We start from the raw sequence: 20,266 nt of genomic DNA, 5'->3' as shown, positions 1-20,266 counted from the left end.
AACACACCTCCCCGGCAGGGTTTCCGCAGGTCAGTGTGAGGGTTCTGATCGTGTACGGAGCGTGGGCAACAGGCTGGCAACAAGGTGTAGAGCGGTTGCGTGCGATGCCCCAACTGGCCCGTGAGACGGAATAGGCTCGTGCGATAAGTCTGGCCGGGCGACGGGTGAAGGGAAACGGGTGAGCAAGTCCTTCGTGCATCTGCACGTGCACACCGAGTACAGCATGTTGGACGGGGCGGCCAAGATGAAGCCGCTGTTCAAGGAGGCCGGGCGGCTCGGCATGCCGGCGATCGCGATGTCCGATCACGGCAACATGTTCGGGGCGTACGAGTTTCAGAAGGTCGCGAAGGACTCCCCGGTCAAGCCGATCATCGGCATTGAAGCGTACGTGGCACCGCACAGCCGGTTCGTCAAGAAGCAGGTCTTTTGGGGGCAGCGCGCCGAGACCGGCGTCGCGGACGGTGAGGGCGGCAAGGACGTCTCCGGTGGCGGCCGGTTCACGCACATGACCATGTGGGCGAAGGACGCTGACGGGCTGCGGAACTTGTTCCGGCTGTCGTCTCTCGCCTCGATCGAGGGCTACTACGGCAAGCCCCGCATGGACCAGGACCTGATCTCCGAGCACGCGGCCGGGATCATCGCCACCACGGGCTGCCCGTCCGGCGCGGTGCAGACGCGGCTTCGGCTTGGCCAGTACGACGAGGCGGTCAAGGTCGCCGGCGAATACCAGGAGATTTTCGGCCGGGAGAACTACTTCCTGGAGCTGATGGACCACGGGATCGACATCGAGCGGGAGGTGCGGGCCGACCTGCTGCGGCTGGCCAAGCAGCTCAACATCCCGCTCCTGGTCACCAACGACAGCCACTACGTGACCGAGGACCAGGCGGACGCGCACGACAGCCTGCTGTGCGTCGGCGTCGGCAAGAACAAGGCCGACCCCAACCGATTCCGGTTCAACGGCTCCGGCTACTACCTGAAGTCCGCTGACGAGATGTACGCGCTATTCCCCGAGTTGCCGGAGGCGTGCGACAACACGCTGCTCGTCGCCGAGATGATCGGCGACTACAGCGACGTGTTCAAGCACGTCGACCGGATGCCCGACTACCCGGACGTGCCCGAGGGTGAGACACAGGAGTCGTGGCTGCGCAAGGAGGTCGAGCGCGGCCTGGTCATGAGGTACGGCGACCCCGTCCCGGCCGAGGTGCTGGAGCGCTACGAGACCGAGATGAAGGTCATCGGCCCGATGGGATTCTCCTCCTACTTCCTCGTGGTGGCCGACATCTGCCGGTACGCGCGCGAGAACGGCATCCCGGTCGGACCCGGCCGAGGATCGGCCACCGGCTCGATCGTCGCCTACGCCACCCGCATCACCGAGCTCGACCCGCTGGAGCACGGTCTGCTGTTCGAGCGGTTCCTCAACCCTGAGCGGATCAACCCGCCCGACGTCGACCTCGACTTCGACGACCGCCACCGCGACCGGATGGTCAACTACGTCACCGAAAAGTACGGCAGCGCGATGACCGCGCAGGTCAACACGTTCGGCACGATCAAGGCCAAGGCTGCCGTCAAGGACGCCTCGCGCATCCTCGGCTACCCGTTCGCCGTCGGCGACAAGATCACCAAGGCGATGCCGCCGGACGTCATGGGCAAGGGCGTCCCCCTCGCGGACCTGTTCAACGAGGACCACCCGCGCTACAACGAGGGCGTCGAGATCCGGGCTCTGTACGAGAGCGACCCGGACGTGAAGAAGGTCATCGACACCGGGCGCGGCATCGAGGGGCTGATCCGTGGCACCGGCGTGCACGCGGCCGCGGTCATCCTGTCCTCGACGCCGCTGCTGGACCTGATCCCCTTGCACATGCGGGACAAGGACAAGGTGATCATCACCGGGTTCGACTACCCGTCGTGCGAAGACATGGGCCTGGTCAAGATGGACTTCCTGGGGCTGCGGAACCTGGGCATCATCGACCACGCCATCAAGATCATCGAACAGAACCGGGGCATCACGCTCGACACCCTGACGATGCCGCTGGATGACGCCAAAACCTACGAGCTCATGGCCCGCGGCGACACCCTCGGCGTGTTCCAGCTCGACGGCGGTCCCATGCGCCAGCTCCTGAAGCTGATGGAACCGACCCGGTTCGAGGACATCGCCGCCGTGCTCGCCCTGTACCGGCCCGGTCCGATGGCGGCCAACGCGCACACCAACTACGCGCACCGCAAGAACGGCCGCCAGGACATCGAACCCATCCACCCCGAGCTGAAGGAAGCCCTCGAACCCATCCTCGGCCCGACGTTCCACCTGCTCGTCTACCAGGAGCAGATCATGGCCGTCGCCCGGGAACTCGCCGGGTACACGCTCGGCGGCGCCGACCTTCTTCGCCGCGCCATGGGCAAGAAGAAGAAGGAGATCCTGGACGCGGAGTTCGCCAACTTCCAGAAGGGCATGCGCGGCAACGGCTACAGCGACGAGGCGATCCAAGCGCTGTGGGACGTCATGCTGCCGTTCTCCGGGTACGCGTTCAACAAGTCCCACACCGCCGGCTACGGCCTGGTCGCCTACTGGACCGCCTACCTGAAGGCCAACTACCCCGCCGAGTACATGGCCGCCCTGCTCACCTCGGTCGGCGACGACAAGGACAAGGCCGCCGTCTACCTGGCCGAATGCCGCAAGATGGGCATCCAGGTGCTGCCGCCCGACGTCAACGACAGCCAGCTCGACTTCGTCGCGGTCGGCGACACCCAGGTGCGGTTCGGCATGGGCGCGGTCCGCAACGTGGGTGAGAACGTCGTCGAGGCGATCGTGAAGGCCCGCAAGGAGAAGGGCCTGTTCACCGACTTCAACGACTTCCTCGCCAAGATCCCGCTGACCGCCTGCAACAAGCGGGTCATCGAATCGCTGATCAAGGCGGGCGCGTTCGACTCGCTCAACCACCCGCGCAAGGGCCTGCTCATGGTCCACGAGCAGGCCGTCGAGCAGGTCACCAGCATCAAGAAGCAGGAGGCGCACGGTCAGGACTCGCTGTTCGGCGGCCTGGCCGACGACAACGCCGACGAGGCGTTCACCGTCACCGTCGCCGACATGGAGTGGGACCGCAAGACCAAGCTCGACTTCGAACGCGAGATGCTTGGCCTGTACGTGTCGGACCACCCGCTGGCCGGCGCGGAGCGGCTGCTGGCCCGCAACCGGGACACCACGATCGCTGACCTGCTCGACTCCGGCCGCGACGACCGCGCCGAAGTAACGGTGTCCGGGCTGATCACGAAGGTGGACAAGCGGGTCAACAAGGCGGGCAACCTGTGGGCGATCGCCACGGTCGAGGACATGGACGCCGCCGTGGAGTGCTTGTTCTTCCCCAAGAGCTACGTGCTGTACGCCGACGCGCTGCGCGAGGACATCGTGGTGTCGGTGCGCGGGCAGATCAACAACCGCGACGGCGCCATCAGCATCTTCGCCACGGACCTCTCCCTGATCGACGTGTCCGGAGTCAACAGCGACACCGGCGCCCCGATCACCCTCATCCTGCGCGAGGAGCGCGTCACCCCGCAACTGCTGGAGGAGCTCCGGCACGTACTGAAGCTGCACGAGGGCAAGGTGCCGTTGCACATCAACCTGAAGCGGCCTGCCGGAAAGACGCTGGTGATGGAGCTGCCGGACTTCCCCGTCAACGCCGAACCCAGCTTCGCCGCCGATGTGAAGGCGCTACTCGGGCCAGAAGCGATCGCCCTGTGAAACGGCGTATCGACGTGATGACCACGCAGGAGCCACCCCTGTGCCCTCGCTGCGGGGCCGAGGGCCTGCTGTGGGCCCGGGTGCCGCACGGGTGGGCGAATGCCGCCGGCGGCGCGGTGGAGGGACGGACCGGGGTAGTGCTGTGCGCGGGGTGTGACGCTGACGCGCCAGGCGCGGCCCCGCTGATCACCTGGTTCCACGTGCACGGCCAGGCACAGGAACAAGACAGCGAGGAGTTCGCCCGGCTCCTGGTGGCGTGGGCCGAGCAGGTGGCGGTGCCGCCGCTGGACGAGCAGCGGCTGGACACGGAGATCGAGATGTGGCGGCGCGGCGACCTGTAGCCGCCCGACGCGCGATAGAAAAGGGGCTGGCCCCCGCCGGTGTACGCGGCGGGGGCCAGCCTTGTCTCTGCGGTGGTTCGGCCCGCTACAGCGTGGCCGTCGTCTCCGAGGTGAGCGCGAAGTTGTTCTGCACCGCGCCGCAGTTGTTGGAGTCGGACACGATCGCGCCCCGGTGGGCGAGGTCGAGGTAGGTCTGCGCCAGGTCGGGGTCGACCGTGACGCCGAGGCCCGGCGCGTTCAGGCCGAGACCCACGTTGGTGGTGCTTTCCATTGCCTGTTCTCCTTCGGAGATTCGGTACGCGAAACTACGTGATCGACTGGGCGACCACGACGACGATGGCCTCTCCTTTCTCAACGGGGACGATGGAACAGGTGAGCCAGCCGGGGACCACGGCCAGCGAGCCGGAAACCGGTGCGATGGTGAGCTGGCGGCCCCAGGGCAGGCCGGGCATAGCCGTCATGGCGCTGCCCGCGCGCGGGTCGAACACCGCGATCGTGCCGGCGTCGGCCTCGCGCGGCGCGACCACTTCGAGGAAGCACCAGCCCAGGTAGTCGCTGCCGGTGGCGAACATCGGCTTCTCGTAGCCGCCACGCCAGATCTGCACCTGCAGCTCGACGTCGGCGACGTACCGGCCGCAGGTGCCGCCCCGCGCGCCGCGCTCGCTGAGGGCGTTCATGTCGACCACGAACGCGTGCGTGAGGGCTTCGGCGGCGGCGAGGGCGTCGTCGAGCGGTACGGCGGTGAACGGATCCTCTGCCGGGTATCGGTCGAGGAGGTTGCTGTGGGCGATGCCGGTCAGGTCGATCTGCCGGACGGTGGAGGCGGTCCCCCAGTGGCGGGTCACCGCGCCCGCGGGGGTGCGCTCGTCGGTGGCGGTCACGCCTGTCCTCCCGTCTGGCTGTAGGAGGCGTTGAACGCGATGCAGATGCGCAGCCCGCTGTCGGTGTGCTGGGTGGCCTGCACGGAGTGCGGCAGCCAGGACGGGAAGGCGACCAGCAGCCCGGGGCGCGGCTGCAGCGACAGCACGCCGGGGGTGACGCCGCGGGCGATCGCGGCCGGGCGGGGGTCGAACAGTTGCAGGTTGCCGGAGGTGGCGCTGACCCCGCCGCACTCGATGTAGATGGTGCCGGAGTAGATAGAGTCGTGGTGGGTGTGCAGCCGGTGGGAACCTCCCGACCGGTAGACGACCGCCCACGCCTCGGCGATCACCGGGTACTTGTTCTCGACCTCCGGCGCGCGCTCGGCCAGCACGTCGTGGGTCATCGCCGAGACGGCATCGCGGATCTGCGAGCGCAGCCACGCCACCGCCGGATGGCTCCACTTCAGGATGTCCATGCTGGACTTCTGGGCGCCGATGACGCCGAAGGTGTGCGCGCCGCTGTCGTGGCCCTCGGCCTCCAGGATGAGGTCGCGCAGCGTGCCGATCATCTCCCGCGCGAGAACCCCGCCGTCCGCTGCATCCGGGTCGGCCAGCCCCGCCTGGTAGATGGGCGTCTCCCAGGTCGTCAGCACGACGGTGGGGGGACGGGTCGCCGTCTGTGTCACAGGGCCTCCTTGAGCCGTTGGGCGATCGCTCGCCCGGCCTCGGTCAAGTCGCTGCCGATGCCGTCGAGCAGGGACAGGCATCCGCGCCCGTAATCGAGCAGGTAGCGGATGTGGTCGGCGGTGGTCTGCGGGTGGGCGCCGGCCGGGTCAGTGCGGTGCAGACGGACCAGCGCCGCCGCGACGTGCGCCGCACCCAGCACCTCGCTGGGTGTGCGGTCCGCGGTCCCCGAGGGCAGGATCAGGTCCTCGGCGCCTTCCTCGGCCAGCCGCCACACTTCCTGGATCATGTACAGCCATTGGTGGCACAGCTCGTGGGTCACCTGCTCCCGTAGTTCCCGCCGGTGAGCGAACGCGGCCGGGGCGAGCAGCACGTACTGGGGCCAGTCCCGGCACGACGCCGAGATCGCCCCGTCGTCGCTGTCCAGGAGCAGGAACCGTGAGGGCAGGCGCACGAGCGGCTGCCACGCCGGTATCGTCTCGACCAGGCCGTCGAGGACCTGGCCGATCGCGGTCTGCCGGTCCGGAGACAGCGGCACGCCGGGCATGGGCGTCGGGTTCTTCTGCAGGAGCAGGGCGTGACCGGGCCCGAGCCATGCCCCGAGGTCGGCGTGGCTGGCGCCGTCGATGCCGAGGTTCTCCGCCCGGACGTGGCGGACCGCCGCTACGGCCGCCAGGAGTTGGCCCGAGTCGAAGCCGTCGTCCAGGAACGGCATCCCGGCCAGCGTGGTGATGGGATCCTTCAGCGTCGTCTTCACAGGTTCGTCACCATCTCGGCGGATAGGTGGTGGGTAAGGAGCTGCGGATGGTCGACCAGCGGGCCGGTGTCCAATCCGATCGCCAGGATTCCGACGCCCGCGCGCCGCCCGGTCTGCAGACACGGCAAGGGCCACCCGGCGCGCGGGTCCGGAGTGAAATACACCTTCGGCGGGTCCTGCATGCGCGCCAGCACGGCAGGCCCACACACCAGCCCGTTGTAGGTGTCGTAGCTGAAGCGCTCGTGACCCACGTCGAAGTCATGAATCAGGACCAGGCCGTGTTCGACCGCAGCCAGTTCGCGTTCCAGCGGCCAGCTTTGGGCCCAGTGGGCGTCCAGAAAGTAGAAGGGCTGCCGATAGGTGCGCTGGGCGTCAGCAACCAGAAGCGGCGAGTCTTCACAGGTCACGATCGCGTTGCCCATGCCGGCCAGGCGATTCCTGGTGAACTCGGCATGCTCGGGGACGACGTCGCAGGAGCGGACGGGCAGATCGGGGTAGCGGTGGGCGAGGTAGTCGGTGGTGTCGCCGAGGAAGCATCCCGTCTCGACGATCGCGTCGCACGCGAAGTCGCGCAGCAACTCGTCGACGAGCAACGCCACGGTGATGTCGAACCCGAACGGGCCGCCGCCGTCCGACAGGCCGATCTGCCCGGCCCGGACGGTGGTGTAGAAGATGCGGAGAGTGTTCTCTACATGGGCTTTCTGCCGGCCGGTGAGCTGGTGGTGCGGCGTAGGCTCCATCGATGCCTCCAGGCTGTGCTCTGTCAGGGGGCCGCTTCCGGGGCGGGTCCGGGGCGGGTCTGTCGGTTGAGCTCCTGGTGCTGGGCGGCCTCCTGAACGGAGGCCGGGGCGCGGTCGGCGCCGCCCCGGTACACGGCTGCGGCGTTGATCTCGTCCGGTGAGCGCCGGTGACTGCCGCTGTGCTCGGTGACCAGGAGATCCCACACCGCTTGGGCCTGGCGGTGAAGTCCCCGCCCGGCCTCCTCGTATCCTCCTCCCGGACGGCGGCGCAGCACCAGGTATTGGCCGCCTTGGGACGCGAACTCGTAGGCGCCGCAGCATGAGGTGTCGGCGATGCGGATGGGTTCTGTTTCGGGCCGCCGGTAGATCTCCCATTCGATGTCAGCCATCTTCTGCCTCCTCCGCGCATGGTTCCGGGTCGGCGGATGGGCGGTGGGCCGTTGCCGGGTCGGAAGCGGTGCGGGCGCGAGGGTTCAGGCTGTTGTGGTTGAGGTGGGCGAGGAAGGTGTAGTCCATCACGCCCACCCTGCTCGGTCTGGCCTGCCGCATCGGCGGCGAGTGGCCCTGGTGGAACTCGCCGTCCACGGCAGGTGTCGAGCCCTGCCGTGGACGGCGAGGCCGGACGGCGCGGGCGACCCGGTCGGGGTCAGGATGATGGGCCCGCGCCGGAGCGCGCGATCGGTCGTGGCCTGCCACGACGGCGCCGAGATGTGGAAGGGCTGTGGGCCTGCCAGGCCCGGCCGCCCGTCGACCTCTCGCCTCATTACCCGTCCACGCTCCTCAGCGCGACGGGGAGCTGGCTGCTCAGAACGGGAGGCAGCGGGCGGACGCCGTTACGGATGGCCCAGCGGCGGCTCTCGTCCTGGGTTTCGCAGATGCTCGCCCACAACGGCTCGGGGTCGTAGCAGTCCCCCATGTGGTAGACACCGCGCTCGGCAGAGTATCCCCGGTAGAACACGGTGACGTGCTGCTCCACGCGAAAGACGCGCCACCAGAAGCCGGTCTCCAGCTCGAACCGGTCGGCCCATCTGCGGTCGGTGCTGACGTCACGCTCGGCAAGCATGTCCTTCTCCGTAGTCGAGTCGGGTAGGAGAGGGCGCAGGTCGGGGCTTGGGGTGTCGGCGGTGCCGCCGGCCTGCGCCCTGGGGTGCGGTGCGGCGGGGAGAAGACACCGGGCCGCCCGCACGGCGCGGCAGCGCAGCGCCCCGGGCGGGGGTGCGCTGCTCCAGACCGCTGCCACGCCATGACCATCAGACCGGGCGCTTCGCGAGGACCATCAGGAAGTGTGGCGCCTCACGAACGGGGAGTGAGCCCTGCTCGCCGGGCAGGAAGTCGATCTTGGGCACCAAGCCGGGTTCCTCGATGTCGAAGCCGTCCACCAGGCCGGCGATCTCGTCGGCCGTGCGGATGTAGATGGTGACGCCGTGCTTCCGCTCGTAAGCGGTCTTCCCCCTGGCCACCATGTCCGGGTCGTGGCCGGTGCGGGTCACGCTCGTTACGAGAACCGCGCTGGCGGGCACCAGGTGCTCTCGGAGCGCCGTCATGAGCTGTTCGGCCTCGTGGTCGTCGAGGTAGTGGATTACGGCGCCGAGCATGACCGCAACCGGCTTGGCCAGGTCGAGGTGCGCGGCCATGGCGTCGAGCACGGCCGCCGTGTGCCGCAGGTCCCCCTGGACGAACTTCACGCCCGGCCCGCGCAGCAGCGCCCGGCAGGCCGTGGCCACCAACTCGTCACAGTCCATCGCGAACCACAGACGACCAGGCTGGATGCCGCCCGCGACATCGGCAAGGTCCGGAAGTTTGCGGATGTCGCCACCCACCAAGGGCTTTCCACAGCCTAGATCTGCGAACTGCTCGTAGCCTTCGAGCGCCAAGTGGGCGACGACTCGGACCAGCGCGGCGGCGTTCTCCTGCATGACCTGGTCCACCTGGTCGATCGCGGTTCGCAGTTCGCTGGCAGCCTCCCTGTCGGACGCGAACGCCTCCTTGCCCGCTCCACGCAGCTCTGCGTAGGTGCGGGCCGGGGCGGCCTCGTTCGGCTTGAAGACGCTGCCGGGGGGCGGGGTGGCGGAAGGAGTCGGACGCGAGGTCATGACCTCAGGTTTCAGCACATGGCCTGTCCCTTCCCACGCCCTACCCCTGCCTCAGCACTGCCCTTTCACTGCCCATCGCACTGTCCGCCCAGGTACGGCGGTGCCAGACTTGGAAGCATGGCGGAACTCGACGGGGCGCCCGTGCCCCCAGATGCGCTCCAAGCCTTGGGGCTCGTCAACTACGGTCATTTCACCTCGATGCGCGTCGAAGATCAACGCATCCGTGGCCTCTCTCACCATCTCGACCGTCTCGTTCGGGATTGTCGACTGATCTTCGCTGCGGAGCTCGATCGCGAGAGGGTACGCGACTACGTCCGCCATGCTCTACGTGACGTGCAAGGCGCGATCATCGTCCGGGTCACCATCTACGATCCGGCCTTGGAACTCGCGCACCCAGCCGGCGACACGCATCCGCGCGTCCTGGTGACCACCAGGCCAGCCGCTCCCCTGCCGCCCTCACCCATGCGGGTGCAAACAGTCGGCTACCAGCGCGACCTGCCGGCCGCGAAGCACGTGGGATTGTTCGGCGCGCTTCGCGGCCGCCGTAAAGCCCAGCTCGCCGGCTTCGACGACGCGCTGTTCGTCGACAACACCTCGTTCATCACCGAGGGAGCGACGTGGAACGTCGGCTTCTACGACGGTGAGCGGGTTGTCTGGCCGAGTGGTGATGTCCTGCCCGGCGTCACCATGCGGCTGCTCCAGCAGGTCCACGATCGAACAGTCCACGTGCCCGTCAACGTCGGCGACATCGCCTCGATGCACGCCGCGTTCGCCACCAACACCTCCATCGGGGTCCGGCCGATCAACGGGATCGACGACGTCGCCCTACCCGGCGACCATCCCATCTTCGAGATCCTGCGCAAGGAGTACGAGGAGATCCCGGCAGAGAGCATCTAGACCAGACGAATCCGCGTGAGCCCCTTCCACCCCCAAGAAGAGAGCCGAATGGCGGTCACGATCAAACTCTGGTCCGGACGCGAGATCCGAGCGCTCCGAGACGCGAAACGCATGAGCATCAGCCAGTTCGCCGGGCACCTGGGCGTCGGCGAACGGCTGATCTCGAAATGGGAAGCCGGAGGCGAGAAACTACATCCCCGGCCGGTCAACCAGGAGGCGCTGGACACCTGCCTCGCCAACTCGCCGGAGGAGGTGCACGCCAGGTTCGCCGACCTGCTCGGCCTTGGCCCAGCGCCATCCGCGGTGGAGGCGAGCGTCGCAGCCCCCGTTGCCGGCGCCACTCTCCTGCTGGGTGGCCACCAGGTTCGCCACCCCATCGACGGCAAGCTCATGACGCTCGTCGCGGAAGGCGTGTTCCTGTACGGCCCGGAAGACCAGCCGGTCTACCTGCCCGGCTACTACATCGACGTCTACCCGACGACCAACGGCGATTACGCTCGCTTCGTCGCCGCGACAGCCCACCGCCGGCCTCAGCATTGGAGTAGAGAAGGCGGCCCACCACCGCATCTCATCGACCATCCGGTCGTGTTCGTCACCTGGCGTGACGCTGCCGCGTACGCCGAATGGGCGGCCAAGGTGCTGCCGAGCAGTCACCAGTGGGAGAAGGCAGCCCGCGGGCTGCGTGGCGACACCTACCCGTGGGGTTCGCAGCTCACGCCCGCCAAGTGCAACGTCCGCGAGTCCGGCCTACGGCAGACGACTCCCGTCGACCGGTATCACAGCGGAGTCAGCCCCTACGGGGTGTACGACATGTGCGGCAACACCTGGGAATGGTTGTCTACTGAGTCCGAACCCGGCCGTCACGAGCTGAAGGGCAGCGCCTTCACCAGCCCGTTCAGCCGGGCAACGCCGTCCACCTTCAACGACGCCGCCGTCGACATGCTCGACGACGACACGGGCTTCCGGTGTGTCACCCCAGCGGAGACGCTACGCGCTCTGCTCAAGATGTCTGGGTGAGTTGAGCATCTCGGAACTCTTCGAGAATCGCTCGGCGTGTCGGCCTGAAGATCTCCCTTTCGGGATTCGGAATCCGATACTGTCCGGCCCCTCGGTCATGAATCGAACGCTGTGTTTCTTGCCACCTCTCGCCGGGCGGCCAGGCCCTCGGCGGCCGGTTTGCAGTCCACCACTCATAGCCGGTCTACGAGCACGCCACGCGGGTGTGGAAGAAGCTCGGCTTCAGCTTTATCAGGTGGCGTGCGCACTCGCCGCCTGCTTCCCCATTATCGACAAGGGCCCCATGTCCAACCCGGCCGGGCAGATCCGCGGCCCCGGCTCCCCCCCACAAGGTGCGGGACGGGCACCTTACCGGGTTCATGCGGTACACCATCCCGCTGACCGAGGCCGTCGCCATCGCCGAACAGCCATGCTCGATGCGGGTGTGGGAGCTGCTGTATGACGAGCTGGCCGTCGAGCTGGGCGCCTACTTCCCCGCCCCCGGCGGCACTGGCAGGGGCCAATGATCGAGTGTTCTGAGTTCCTGCCTGATCGCCTGAGAGGTGTCACTGTTCGTGGTCGCCGGGGGCGTAACGGCTCCATGGACTTCCGGCTGCGGTGGCGAGTCGGGCTGCGGTGTCTCCGTCGTAGCCGAGCATGCGTGCGACCACGGGGGCGGGGGTCTGCAGGACGAGCTGGCGGATCGCTGCCGAGCGTCCCGGGCCGGCGAGGATGCCGAGCTTGCTCAGGCGTAACTGGATGGTCGTGGGGTCCAGCGGTTGCCCGCCGCGGCGGCCGGGGAACAGCCAGTGGCTGTCCCGGTTGGTTGCCGTGGTGGTGTTCGGTCTGGCCGGGGTGTAGCCGAGCAGGAGTCCGGCGAAGGGTTCGGGGACGGGTGAGGGCGGATCGCCGAGACACAGAAGAACTTGGCCGTCGTCGTGGGTGAGGTCGTCAGGGTGAGCCGGAGGATGCGGCTGATGGGCTGGGCATAGAGCAGGACGAGCAGGGCGTGACCCGGTCGGGGATGCTCTCGTCGCTGAGGGCCTTGCGGATCAGGGCGAGTCGTTGCCGCTGGCTGATCGGGGCCGGGTTGAGGGTGCTGCGCGTTGGGATGGCCGGTTGGGGCATGTGGCCAGCTGTCATGCACCAGCGCAGGAACGCCTGGGCGGGCCGCCGGGCCAGGAAGGCGGCGGCGTGTGCCAGGCGTCCAGGTCGGCCTGGGTGCAGCCGCCGAGGCGGGCGTGGTGATCGTTCAGCCAGGTCAGGAAGGCGGCGGCCTGGACGAGGACACGGCGGGCGTCCTGGTTGCGCTTCATGCCGAGGGGTTGCCGGTTGACGATCGTGCGGAGCTTGCGCAGCAGGTGCCAGGTGGCGAAGCGTTCGAGCAGGCGCCGGTGCGCGACGTCGTCGATGCCGGTGAGCCATTCGGCCAGCCATCGCTGAAACAGCAGCAGGTGCCGGTCGACGGCGGGCAGCACGCCGTGGTGCATGAGCAGGTCCCGCAGGTAGGCGGCTGATCGCCAGGGAGTCATGGCGTCGACGGTCTCGTGGGTGATCGCCGTGTCCGGGTTGGCCAGGGTGCGGAGCATCTCAGCGACGTGTGGGCGGCGTAACCAGCTCACTCCCGCTCGTGGGTTGTCCATCTGGCGCATGCCCTCGAACAGCGGCAGGAGTTCGGGCCGGATGCTTCCGTGGCCGTCGTCGAGGGCGGCCTGCAGGTCCTCGGTCAGGGCGCAGGTGCCGCAGAGCCCGCGTCGGTAGCGGCGTCCATCCTGGCCGCAGCCGTCGCAGGTCAGGGGCGTGGCGGTCATGCCTCGGGACGGATGCGGGCGCGCTTGGGTCGCAGGGTCGTGGGCAGCTCGGCGACGCCGGCGTCGTCGGTGGCGGTCTTGCGGGACGCGGCGTTCTCCGCCTTGGTGGCGATGAGCTGGGCCGGGGTGCAGTCGAAGATGTCGCAGAGCGCCGCGAGCACCGGCAGCGACAGGCGTTCGGGAGTTTGGGTGACCAGGCGCCAGACCTGCACCGAGGACAGCTTGATGCCTCGGTCGTGCAGGAGCGGTTCGAGGTCGGTGGCGGCGAACATGCCGGCCGCGGCCATCATCTCGCGCAGGCGCCATTGATAGCTGACGTGTCGTTTCATCGTGCTCTCCTGGCCGGCTTGAGTTCGGCCTCGATAGTGGCGTCCAGAGCCCGGCGCAGGGTGCGGGTGCGGAAGTCGGAGGACACGCAGGTGTAGACGGAGGTGGAGCTGGCGTGGTCGTGGCCTGCTTGTTCCTGGTCGAAACGGGCGTCCCAGCCACCTTCGATGAGGTGAGTGATATAGGAGCGACGCAGCGAATGGAAGTCGAGCACGGGATCCAGGCCGAGTTCGTCTCGGTAGGCCGCCAGACGGGTGTTGATCGCGCTCAGCCCGATGCGCGGGCCGCGCTCAGAGGGCCAGCATGCCGATGTCCCTGCTGTAGGAAACAGCGGGCGGATGTCGTCGATCCATTCCTGCAGGATCTCCGCCGACCAGTCCCAGACGGTCAGTACGCTGCGGCGCTTGGGCGGAGAGCCCTTCTTGGCCTTGCCGTGCCGGACGTAGAGCACGCCGTACTCGCCGAACTCCGGCCCGTCGAGGTTGCGGCCGAAATCGACGGCATCCTGCAGACGACGGGGCTTCGCGTCGCGGGTCGAAGTCGTGTTCCTTGGCTCGCCACCGAGCGTCGGTACGACGATGCGCTGCCCGTTCGCCTGCTCCAGTTCGGAGATGATTCCTCGGTTGCGGGCCACCGTCCCAGGGTGTGCAGTGACAGCATGCAGCCTCCGAACGCGCTTGACGAACGTGAGCTATCGATCCTTGTCCGCATCGCGTTGGGCGTGAAGCCCGTGACATCACGGGAATCACGCCTGACGAAGACCGTCTACGCTCTACAGGACCGGAAGCTCGTGGTACTGACCCGAACGAAGGGCTTCTGGAGCGCCGTCCTGACTGAATCCGGTCGGCTCTACCTGGAAAACGGGAATCACCTTCCAGCGGCGCACGCCAACGAGCCGAATAAGGATGAACCGGCCATCGACCCCGAAGACTTTCTCAGGCAGCTCATTGACGCGGGCGGCATGTTACGGATCAGCGGCCCGGACGAGGCGGCTCGCCGCCAGTGGTGGGGGGCCACCCAGGCCGCCCGTCGGGACGGTTTGATCCCCGATGGTTACCACCTCACTTTCAAAGGACGTGACCAAGGCGACCTGGAAATTCGCCTCAAGACAGGCGGACCTCACCAGCGGCACATGCGCTCCCGCCCCAAGGACCGGCGGCCCATACATGTCCCACAGCATCTGCAGGACCTACATCCCGTGGTGGCCGAGCTACGTGACGACCACCTGGCCTTCGCGCTCGAAGGCTCCGCCCGCCAGCGGGGCCTCCGGCTGTTCCAGGCGATCGCGGACGAGGCCACTCGCTGCTGCTACAAGGTTCGGAGACCCGGCGATTACAAGGGCGGACACCTTGAGGTCGTCATCGGTGACGAGGGCTGGGCCGTCGCGCTCCAGAGGCAAGAGCTGGCGACGCGTCTTGCAGCTCAGTCCAGCAGCACCCGGAAGAGTCCTGACGACATCGATGTTCCTCCTGCCCAACAGCTGCGTCTGCGGCTCTGGCAGTGGCCCGGCCGTGGAAGCTGCGACTGGTATGACGGCGACGGAGTGACGCTAGAGTCGCAGTTGTGGCAGGTCATCGTCCACATGGAGAAGGCCACCAGGGAAATCTGCCACGCAGTGGCGATGATAGACGGCGGCCGCTCCCCCGAGGAGCGGCAGCGGGAGCGGGACCAGCTCCGCCGGGAATGGGAAACTGCCAGGGCCCACGCTCGGGAGCGTGTCCTCACCCAAGACCGCCTTCAGGTGCTGGCTGCCGAAATGGACGGCTGGCAGCGGGCACGGACTATACGCCAGTACGCCGACGAGCTGGCCTCCGCGCGGTGCATGATCACAGACGAAGGCCATCGTCAGTCACTGGCTGACTGGATCGACTGGATAAAGTCCTATGCGGACACGGTCGACCCCCTCACTGAGCCTCCGCGGTTTCCACAGGACAGGGCCGTAGATCCCTACGAGCTCATCCCGCATCTCGATGGATTCAATCCCTACAATCCGCCGTTGATATAGCGAAGCGTTATCACCTTCTGTTGCCATGCACTGGGCGGCTCCAGGGCACACCAAGGTCTCCCCCAAGGGACCGCGGCCCAGGACTCACTCGAGACCGAGGTCTCGTCGTGAAGCGATCCCAGTTTGAGGGAGACCCTGATTCATCCGCTCGGTGCTCCTGGTAACGGTCTGACTCTCGAACCATTTCCGTTCGGCGAGGTGTTCGTGCGGGAGTACGGGCACGACGTGACCGCCTGGGCGGGGTTCGAGACGCTGCGAGACATTCGCGAATTCCGGATGACCTGTATGGCCGCCCAGGTCGCGGGTGAGAACCCGGCCCGCCACGACGAAATCGTGCTACGGCTGGCGTGTCTGCGCGGCGATCGCGGGCCTCGTCCTTGGCACTGGACGGCCGTGCCCTGACGGCTGCTGAGCGAACGTGACACAGGAGGGGAACGGTGACCTCCGCCAGGTCTGAGCCTGCCGGAGAGGATGGCCCGACCAGCCGCCATCTGTACCATTCCCCGCACGTGGGCAGGACGCAGGAGGTTGCCGCCGGGCCGTTGGGGCCGACCTGGAGGGACCAGCCCAGTGCGATCAAGCGGCGAAAGTCGCGCACCCGATCGGCTTCCCCAGGGGCAGATCGAGATGGGGCCGCAGTTGGTGGGCCTCCAGGGCGCCGTCGTGGCGGGAGATGTGCTCGCAGAGCTCGCCAAGTTCGAAGGCGCGGTCGCTGCCGCCTGAGTCCTCCCAGTCGATCAGCCGAACGCACCCCTCTTCGCCGGCCCACAGATAGTTCGCCCGGTTCCCGCCCGCCAGGCCGAGGACGGGCGGCAGCGGGTTCACCAGGAGCTGGTCGGGGGCGGTGGAGGCCAGCCACGCGGCTCCTGCGTGGAATGCCTCCTGCACGAGAGGGGTCGTCGCCGAGGTTGGGCTGCTTGTCGGTCCAAGCCCTGGTCGTGTCCAGGGGCGTGGGCGGGCCCCCACGGAACGGGTTCGACGGCTTCCACCACACGGGTCGGGATCCGGTGCAGCCGGTACAGGGCGGCGGCCATAGCCGTGCTCCCCGCAGTGACGATGCGCTCGATCCCCCGGCTCGATGCTGGGGTTGAGGTCACGCTATCGCGGTGCGCGGGGAGCATCGGGGTGCTCGGCGAGGTCGCCGCAGACCGCCCAGGGACTGTCAGGTGTGGGCCAGCGACGCCCGCCGCTCGTCGGCTGTCTGGCCCATGGCGTGGATCAGGTCGGTGAGGTGGTCGGTCAGCTGGCCCGGAAGTGTGGCGTCGGTGTGCAGGTGGTAGGCGGTCGGGTCGGTGGCGGCGATCTGGTGGTGTGAGCCGCCCGGACTCAACAAGGCAATATGACAAACAGTTGTTGAGAATGTTGACGAATGGTGCAGGCGCGACGCTATAACAGAACATGGGCGATTTTGAAGAAACACAGTCAATCCTGGTGAACGGCACGCTCAGCGACGTCGTTGACACAATCGCCGCTGCGGGGTTTCTCGCCTCCCCCGTACGCGTCATCAACCGCGACGGCGCACGGGCGATGCTCATCAGCACCGAACAAGCTCGCCTGCTGAACGAGCTCGTCCTGCAGCAGGCCACAACCACCCAGCGGCCCCTGACCACCGCCGAACTGGAGGACTTCCTAGCCCAACCCCCCAACGCGCCCGAACCTGAGGTGACCCGCCCGACTCCCAACCCGCCGGCGTGAGCCGTCATGGCCGGTGAACGCAATGTCAGCGCTAAGGCGAACAGCAACGAGCGGGCGTGGGCAGACGAAGTTCCCAATGCGCCGCTGATCGGGCTGAGGCGTACAGACGTCGACGACGACGTCCGCCAGTTCCGGCAGGCTGAATCTGTCATAGGCGACCGAACCAGCAGGGTGCGGCCCGCCGCCGTCCCAGCTGACAGGCCCAAGTTCGACGTCGTCTTCGAAGACGGCGCGCTCGCAGACCTGCGCCAGCTCACGCCTGCGGACCAAGAGCAAGCGGTCTTCGCCCTGCGTTCGCTCGTCTACGGCCAGCAGGGAAGCGGCGGCCCCATCATTCATGGCACCTGGCAGGCCGCTCCCTTCGCCACCCGCACTCCCTCTCCCGCAGAGACGGTACGGCTGGCCTTCAGCCACCAGCTCAACCAGGAGATGATCGCCAGAAGCGCACCCACCCACGGTCTGGCCCGGGCGCACACCTCCATCGAACCAGTGCGGGGAGTCCTGGCCGACTTCTCGCGACTGCCTGCTGACGAGATGACCGGGGCGCTGGACGTCCTGCACGACATCACCACGATTCCTGGTGGCGGCACCGGGCTGAACCGTCTTGCGGGTTTGGGCTTGATGGCCAAAGTGACCGTCCCTGGAAGTGATCGGCAGATCTACGCGGTCCCGATCGGCCTGGAGCATGCATTGGTGTTTCGGCGCTGGCCCACCACGTACGCGGCGACTCAGGCCTCCTACGACAAAGACGAGTCGCCACTGGTGCTGGATCGGCCGCCCGGTCGCCCTGCCATCGAAGTCCTCGCCGTGACCGACGATCTGGAATTCAACCTCGCGGTGCGCGACCGGCCACCCGAGGCCGCTGAACGCATCGCCGCCGCAGCCGCGGAGATAGCGCCTGCTCTCCCGGCCGGCGTGCTCACCGCCGACACGGGGACCATTGCCGCAAAGGTGGAGGAGCAGGTAGGTCTCCATCGCATCGTCCGCACCTGGGAACGCGTCGCCGACCACGTCGAAGCGGCGGAGAAGGCTGCGGGCGTCAAAGAAGCCCGCCACAGCCACATCGTCAAACTCCACGGTGAGCATTTCAAGCCTTTACGCGACCAACTGCAGCAGCGCATCACGCCGGTCACCCAAGGCGAGATCATCTACAAGACCGTCGGCGGCCGGAAATCGCCCACCCGCCACGCCGCCATACACATCGCGGCCATCCGCACCGAGCCGGACCCCGAACACCGCCACCTCGCGCAACGGCTCGCCCTGATCGAGACCAACCAGCACCGGCGAAAGGTCGTCAGAGTCGCCACCCGCCCACCCGCCGCCCATGTCAACGGGAACACCCCTGCTCCCCCACCGCAGGATCGAACAGCCGCCGCACAGCCCGCTGCCCCGCGGCATGTCCCGGGAGCCGATCCCGTCACCCTGGACGCTCGCCGCCGCTACGATCTTTACCCGCCCAGCGTTGATTTCGCTGCCCGGCTCAACGCCCTGCCGCCAGAGCTCCGCCAACGCGTCGCCGCGGAAATCCGCGCGCTCGCCGCCGACGGGCCCGACCTGGACCGCGACATCGAACACCCGCTGACCCCGGCCACCCCTCCAGCGGCCGACTCTCCCGTCCACGTGCCCGCACTACGCTCACGGCCCATCGACACACCGCACGGCACCTTCCACCTCGTGTACGGGGTCACCCACGCCACCGTGGCGCGCATACGACGGGGCGAACTGGTCACCGGCTACGGCGAAGTCGTGTCCGTACAGCGCCAGATGCTTCCTGAGACCGACCCCTACCGGTTCTTCCCCATCGCAGCGCGAACGTTCACCCGGGACGTGTGGCAGCTGGGCCACCGGCGCGGCGATGACGGCCTCAAACGGCAAGCCGAGGCGCTGTTTGCGATGGTGAGGGACGACGCGATCAGCGCCGACCGCCGGTTGGCGTTCCTGCAGGCCGTCCACCAGGTGGCCCAGAGCGTCAACGACCCCACCCTGCTGGCCGACGGCAAGCTCCTGCACCGCCGCTTCCACCCAGACCTCGCCAAGCCCGGCCACGGCCCGGCCCCGGCCACGCGCCCCTCGGCCTCCACGACCATCGACGGCAGCCTCGACCCAGACTCACGCCCCGGCATCGCCCTGTACGACATCGCGCCGCACAATGATCCCGACGCACAGGACCGGCTCACCCAACAACTACGCAAACGCAGCCAGGACTACCTGTCCCGGCTGGAAGGCAACCGGCGCATGTCCTTGCGCGACGTGTGGGGCGCCGCCGAGCACCTCGTCGACACCGAGCACCACATCCGGCCGCGCCCACACACCACCGAGCGCCATCCCGACGCGCCTTCGGTGATGGTGACGCTGACGCACCGGGCCGACCGCCCCGACCAGGTACAGGTCCACATCGAAGGCCAGCGCCCCATCGCCGTCCCACTCGACACCATGGACGCGAGCCTGACCCGTGCAGCCGTCGAGCCGCGGCTGGCCATGCGCCCGGCTCCGGACGCGAGCCACATAGCCCACCAAGCCACCCGAAGGGGAACAGACCCTCGCGACATAGCCTGGCCGCCCGACGACGACCGGCAATGGCTGGACTGGCGCATCGCCCGCAACAATCAGCCAGCTCTAGCGTTGTGGGTGCCGCAGGACACGGTGGCGGGCTTCCTCGACGAAGTAGCCGCCAAACTCGCCTCCGCAGAACGGACCGACAGCGACACCCAGCTGGCCGAGCGGCTGCACGATCAACAGGCCGGACGAAGAGACCACGCGTCCAAGAACACCCCCCGGACCTATCAACCGCTGTCCCCGGCGGTCGCAGAGCTATGGAACAACCCGAACCTCGACGCCGCCACGTGGCAGCGCACGCTCGGAAAGCGTGAGATCGAGGCCATGCGCAGCCCTCTGTCCACGACAGGTAACCCCCGCCTCGACCGAGCGCGGAAACTCATCGCCGACCATCAAGCCTCCGCCCGCACCGCCGCGGCCGCTCTCAGCTCCACGACCAGCAACGGCCAGCCCCGCCAGGCCCCACCGAACCCCGCCAACGCGCCCACCGGCCCTGCCAGGCGCCGAGCCGACACCAGCCAGGCCAACACCCCGCGCCGCTGACCTGCGACCGACGTCAGGGTGCAGGCACGCGCCTCACCACCCCCAGGACAACAAACAGGACAACAAGCAGGACAACAAAGAGGTTCTAGCTGGGAACGACCATCCCGGCACGAGGGCATGAGACACCCCGCGGCCGGCTGGTCAACCCCGGCTAAACGCAAGATCTTTTGGGCGGGGTGGTACTCGTTCCTCGACCACCCCGCCCAAAACATCCCGCAGCCGGGGTTG

At 67.8% G+C, this 20,266-nt stretch carries 23 protein-coding genes; 9 read left to right on the top strand and 14 right to left on the bottom strand.

The features are described 5' to 3' along the window. Positions 1–178 precede the first annotated feature (178 nt). Together dnaE and KME80_RS14560 are read left to right on the top strand one after the other, a co-directional pair. Positions 179–3,733 carry a DNA polymerase III subunit alpha gene (dnaE, locus tag KME80_RS14565; protein WP_219505293.1) on the top strand — a complete coding sequence of 1,185 codons (3,555 nt, stop codon included), beginning with the start codon at positions 179–181 and terminating at the stop codon, positions 3,731–3,733. After that, positions 3,730–4,074 (top strand): DUF6300 family protein, encoded by a 345-nt coding sequence (locus KME80_RS14560; RefSeq protein ID WP_219505292.1) that lies wholly within the window; start codon positions 3,730–3,732, stop codon positions 4,072–4,074. Before dnaE ends, KME80_RS14560 begins: the two co-directional genes overlap by 4 nt. Positions 4,075–4,159: 85 nt before the next feature. Here KME80_RS14560 and KME80_RS14555 read toward each other — a convergent pair whose 3' ends face one another. The 9 genes from KME80_RS14555 to KME80_RS14520 form a co-directional block, all read right to left on the bottom strand. Then, entirely contained in the window at positions 4,160–4,345 is a 186-nt protein-coding gene (locus tag KME80_RS14555; RefSeq protein WP_219505291.1) for a hypothetical protein, read from the bottom strand. A 34-nt stretch (positions 4,346–4,379) separates the two neighbouring features. Further along, on the bottom strand, positions 4,380–4,955 hold the full coding sequence (locus KME80_RS14550; RefSeq protein ID WP_219505290.1) for a hypothetical protein: 576 nt from the start codon (positions 4,953–4,955) through the stop codon (positions 4,380–4,382). Further along, entirely contained in the window at positions 4,952–5,620 is a 669-nt protein-coding gene (locus KME80_RS14545) for a TIGR02466 family protein (protein ID WP_219505288.1), read from the bottom strand. The genes KME80_RS14550 and KME80_RS14545 overlap by 4 nt, the downstream gene beginning before the upstream one ends. After that, positions 5,617–6,375 (bottom strand): aKG-HExxH-type peptide beta-hydroxylase, encoded by a 759-nt coding sequence (locus KME80_RS14540; RefSeq protein WP_219505286.1) that lies wholly within the window; start codon positions 6,373–6,375, stop codon positions 5,617–5,619. The genes KME80_RS14545 and KME80_RS14540 overlap by 4 nt, the downstream gene beginning before the upstream one ends. Further along, positions 6,372–7,115 carry a hypothetical protein gene (locus tag KME80_RS14535; RefSeq protein ID WP_219505284.1) on the bottom strand — a complete coding sequence of 248 codons (744 nt, stop codon included), beginning with the start codon at positions 7,113–7,115 and terminating at the stop codon, positions 6,372–6,374. The genes KME80_RS14540 and KME80_RS14535 overlap by 4 nt, the downstream gene beginning before the upstream one ends. A 23-nt stretch (positions 7,116–7,138) precedes the next feature. Next, positions 7,139–7,504, bottom strand: coding sequence for a hypothetical protein (locus tag KME80_RS14530; RefSeq protein WP_219505282.1), 366 nt, complete (start codon positions 7,502–7,504; stop codon positions 7,139–7,141). Then, a complete protein-coding gene (locus KME80_RS51815; RefSeq protein WP_281426999.1) occupies positions 7,497–7,631 on the bottom strand; it encodes a hypothetical protein in 135 nt (44 codons plus the stop codon). Before KME80_RS51815 ends, KME80_RS14530 begins: the two co-directional genes overlap by 8 nt. Positions 7,632–7,878: 247 nt before the next feature. Further along, complete coding sequence (locus tag KME80_RS14525; protein WP_219505280.1) at positions 7,879–8,178, bottom strand: hypothetical protein; 300 nt, start codon at positions 8,176–8,178, stop codon at positions 7,879–7,881. A 187-nt stretch (positions 8,179–8,365) separates the two neighbouring features. Then, a complete protein-coding gene (locus KME80_RS14520) occupies positions 8,366–9,208 on the bottom strand; it encodes an SAM-dependent methyltransferase (protein WP_219505279.1) in 843 nt (280 codons plus the stop codon). 117 nt (positions 9,209–9,325) lie between these two features. Between KME80_RS14520 and KME80_RS14515 the strand changes: the two genes are divergently transcribed. The 3 genes from KME80_RS14515 to KME80_RS14505 all read left to right on the top strand — a co-directional run bounded on the left by KME80_RS14515 (position 9,326) and on the right by KME80_RS14505 (position 11,628). After that, complete coding sequence (locus tag KME80_RS14515; protein ID WP_219505276.1) at positions 9,326–10,105, top strand: aminotransferase class IV family protein; 780 nt, start codon at positions 9,326–9,328, stop codon at positions 10,103–10,105. Between the two features lie 48 nt (positions 10,106–10,153). Beyond that, positions 10,154–11,122, top strand: a complete 969-nt coding sequence (locus KME80_RS14510; RefSeq protein ID WP_219505274.1) for an SUMF1/EgtB/PvdO family nonheme iron enzyme — start codon at positions 10,154–10,156, stop codon at positions 11,120–11,122. A 359-nt stretch (positions 11,123–11,481) separates the two neighbouring features. Next, positions 11,482–11,628, top strand: a complete 147-nt coding sequence (locus KME80_RS14505) for a hypothetical protein (RefSeq protein ID WP_219505263.1) — start codon at positions 11,482–11,484, stop codon at positions 11,626–11,628. A gap of 612 nt (positions 11,629–12,240) precedes the next feature. Here KME80_RS14505 and KME80_RS14500 read toward each other — a convergent pair. The 3 genes from KME80_RS14500 to KME80_RS50290 are packed head-to-tail and all read right to left on the bottom strand — an operon-like array spanning position 12,241 to position 13,873. Then, on the bottom strand, positions 12,241–12,912 hold the full coding sequence (locus KME80_RS14500) for a hypothetical protein (protein ID WP_219505261.1): 672 nt from the start codon (positions 12,910–12,912) through the stop codon (positions 12,241–12,243). Further along, complete coding sequence (locus KME80_RS14495; RefSeq protein WP_219505259.1) at positions 12,909–13,241, bottom strand: helix-turn-helix domain-containing protein; 333 nt, start codon at positions 13,239–13,241, stop codon at positions 12,909–12,911. The genes KME80_RS14500 and KME80_RS14495 overlap by 4 nt, the downstream gene beginning before the upstream one ends. After that, positions 13,238–13,873 (bottom strand): tyrosine-type recombinase/integrase, encoded by a 636-nt coding sequence (locus tag KME80_RS50290; RefSeq protein ID WP_219505258.1) that lies wholly within the window; start codon positions 13,871–13,873, stop codon positions 13,238–13,240. The genes KME80_RS14495 and KME80_RS50290 overlap by 4 nt, the downstream gene beginning before the upstream one ends. Positions 13,874–13,897: 24 nt before the next feature. Between KME80_RS50290 and KME80_RS14485 the strand changes: the two genes are divergently transcribed. Both KME80_RS14485 and KME80_RS14480 read left to right on the top strand, forming a co-directional pair. After that, entirely contained in the window at positions 13,898–15,244 is a 1,347-nt protein-coding gene (locus KME80_RS14485; protein ID WP_219505257.1) for a hypothetical protein, read from the top strand. A 123-nt stretch (positions 15,245–15,367) separates the two neighbouring features. After that, positions 15,368–15,646, top strand: coding sequence for a hypothetical protein (locus KME80_RS14480; RefSeq protein WP_219505256.1), 279 nt, complete (start codon positions 15,368–15,370; stop codon positions 15,644–15,646). 174 nt (positions 15,647–15,820) lie between these two features. On the opposite strand, the gene KME80_RS14475 is transcribed toward KME80_RS14480, so the two are convergent. Both KME80_RS14475 and KME80_RS14470 read right to left on the bottom strand, forming a co-directional pair. Then, the gene (locus tag KME80_RS14475; protein ID WP_219505255.1) at positions 15,821–16,132 is read right to left on the bottom strand and encodes an aminoglycoside phosphotransferase family protein; all 312 of its coding nucleotides are present in this window, start codon (positions 16,130–16,132) and stop codon (positions 15,821–15,823) included. Positions 16,133–16,406: 274 nt separating this feature from the next. Beyond that, positions 16,407–16,577, bottom strand: coding sequence for a hypothetical protein (locus KME80_RS14470; RefSeq protein ID WP_219505254.1), 171 nt, complete (start codon positions 16,575–16,577; stop codon positions 16,407–16,409). Positions 16,578–16,642: 65 nt separating this feature from the next. On the opposite strand from KME80_RS14470, the gene KME80_RS14465 reads away from it, so the two are divergent. Then, a complete protein-coding gene (locus KME80_RS14465; RefSeq protein ID WP_219505253.1) occupies positions 16,643–16,939 on the top strand; it encodes a hypothetical protein in 297 nt (98 codons plus the stop codon). Positions 16,940–16,945: 6 nt separating this feature from the next. After that, positions 16,946–20,038 (top strand): amino acid adenylation domain-containing protein, encoded by a 3,093-nt coding sequence (locus KME80_RS14460; RefSeq protein ID WP_219505252.1) that lies wholly within the window; start codon positions 16,946–16,948, stop codon positions 20,036–20,038. Positions 20,039–20,266: the final 228 nt, after the last annotated feature.

This window comes from Nonomuraea ceibae, assembly GCF_019396325.1.
Classification (GTDB): domain Bacteria; phylum Actinomycetota; class Actinomycetes; order Streptosporangiales; family Streptosporangiaceae; genus Nonomuraea; species Nonomuraea ceibae.
This window is presented reverse-complemented; position numbering and strand designations above follow the sequence as displayed.

Bases quoted from the DNA above. Each gene is read 5' to 3' on its own strand.
- KME80_RS14465 (WP_219505253.1), top strand. From the start codon at position 16,643: ATGGGCGATTTTGAAGAAACACAGTCAATCCTGGTGAACGGCACGCTC.
- KME80_RS14505 (WP_219505263.1), top strand. From the start codon at position 11,482: ATGCGGTACACCATCCCGCTGACCGAGGCCGTCGCCATCGCCGAACAG.
- KME80_RS14500 (WP_219505261.1), bottom strand. From the start codon at position 12,912: ATGACCGCCACGCCCCTGACCTGCGACGGCTGCGGCCAGGATGGACGC.
- KME80_RS14515 (WP_219505276.1), top strand. From the start codon at position 9,326: ATGGCGGAACTCGACGGGGCGCCCGTGCCCCCAGATGCGCTCCAAGCC.
- KME80_RS14535 (WP_219505284.1), bottom strand. From the start codon at position 7,115: ATGGAGCCTACGCCGCACCACCAGCTCACCGGCCGGCAGAAAGCCCAT.
- KME80_RS14510 (WP_219505274.1), top strand. From the start codon at position 10,154: ATGGCGGTCACGATCAAACTCTGGTCCGGACGCGAGATCCGAGCGCTC.
- KME80_RS14525 (WP_219505280.1), bottom strand. From the start codon at position 8,178: ATGCTTGCCGAGCGTGACGTCAGCACCGACCGCAGATGGGCCGACCGG.
- KME80_RS14495 (WP_219505259.1), bottom strand. From the start codon at position 13,241: ATGAAACGACACGTCAGCTATCAATGGCGCCTGCGCGAGATGATGGCC.
- KME80_RS14555 (WP_219505291.1), bottom strand. From the start codon at position 4,345: ATGGAAAGCACCACCAACGTGGGTCTCGGCCTGAACGCGCCGGGCCTC.
- KME80_RS14530 (WP_219505282.1), bottom strand. From the start codon at position 7,504: ATGGCTGACATCGAATGGGAGATCTACCGGCGGCCCGAAACAGAACCC.
- KME80_RS51815 (WP_281426999.1), bottom strand. From the start codon at position 7,631: ATGGACTACACCTTCCTCGCCCACCTCAACCACAACAGCCTGAACCCT.
- KME80_RS14520 (WP_219505279.1), bottom strand. From the start codon at position 9,208: ATGACCTCGCGTCCGACTCCTTCCGCCACCCCGCCCCCCGGCAGCGTC.
- KME80_RS14485 (WP_219505257.1), top strand. From the start codon at position 13,898: ATGCAGCCTCCGAACGCGCTTGACGAACGTGAGCTATCGATCCTTGTC.
- KME80_RS14460 (WP_219505252.1), top strand. From the start codon at position 16,946: ATGGCCGGTGAACGCAATGTCAGCGCTAAGGCGAACAGCAACGAGCGG.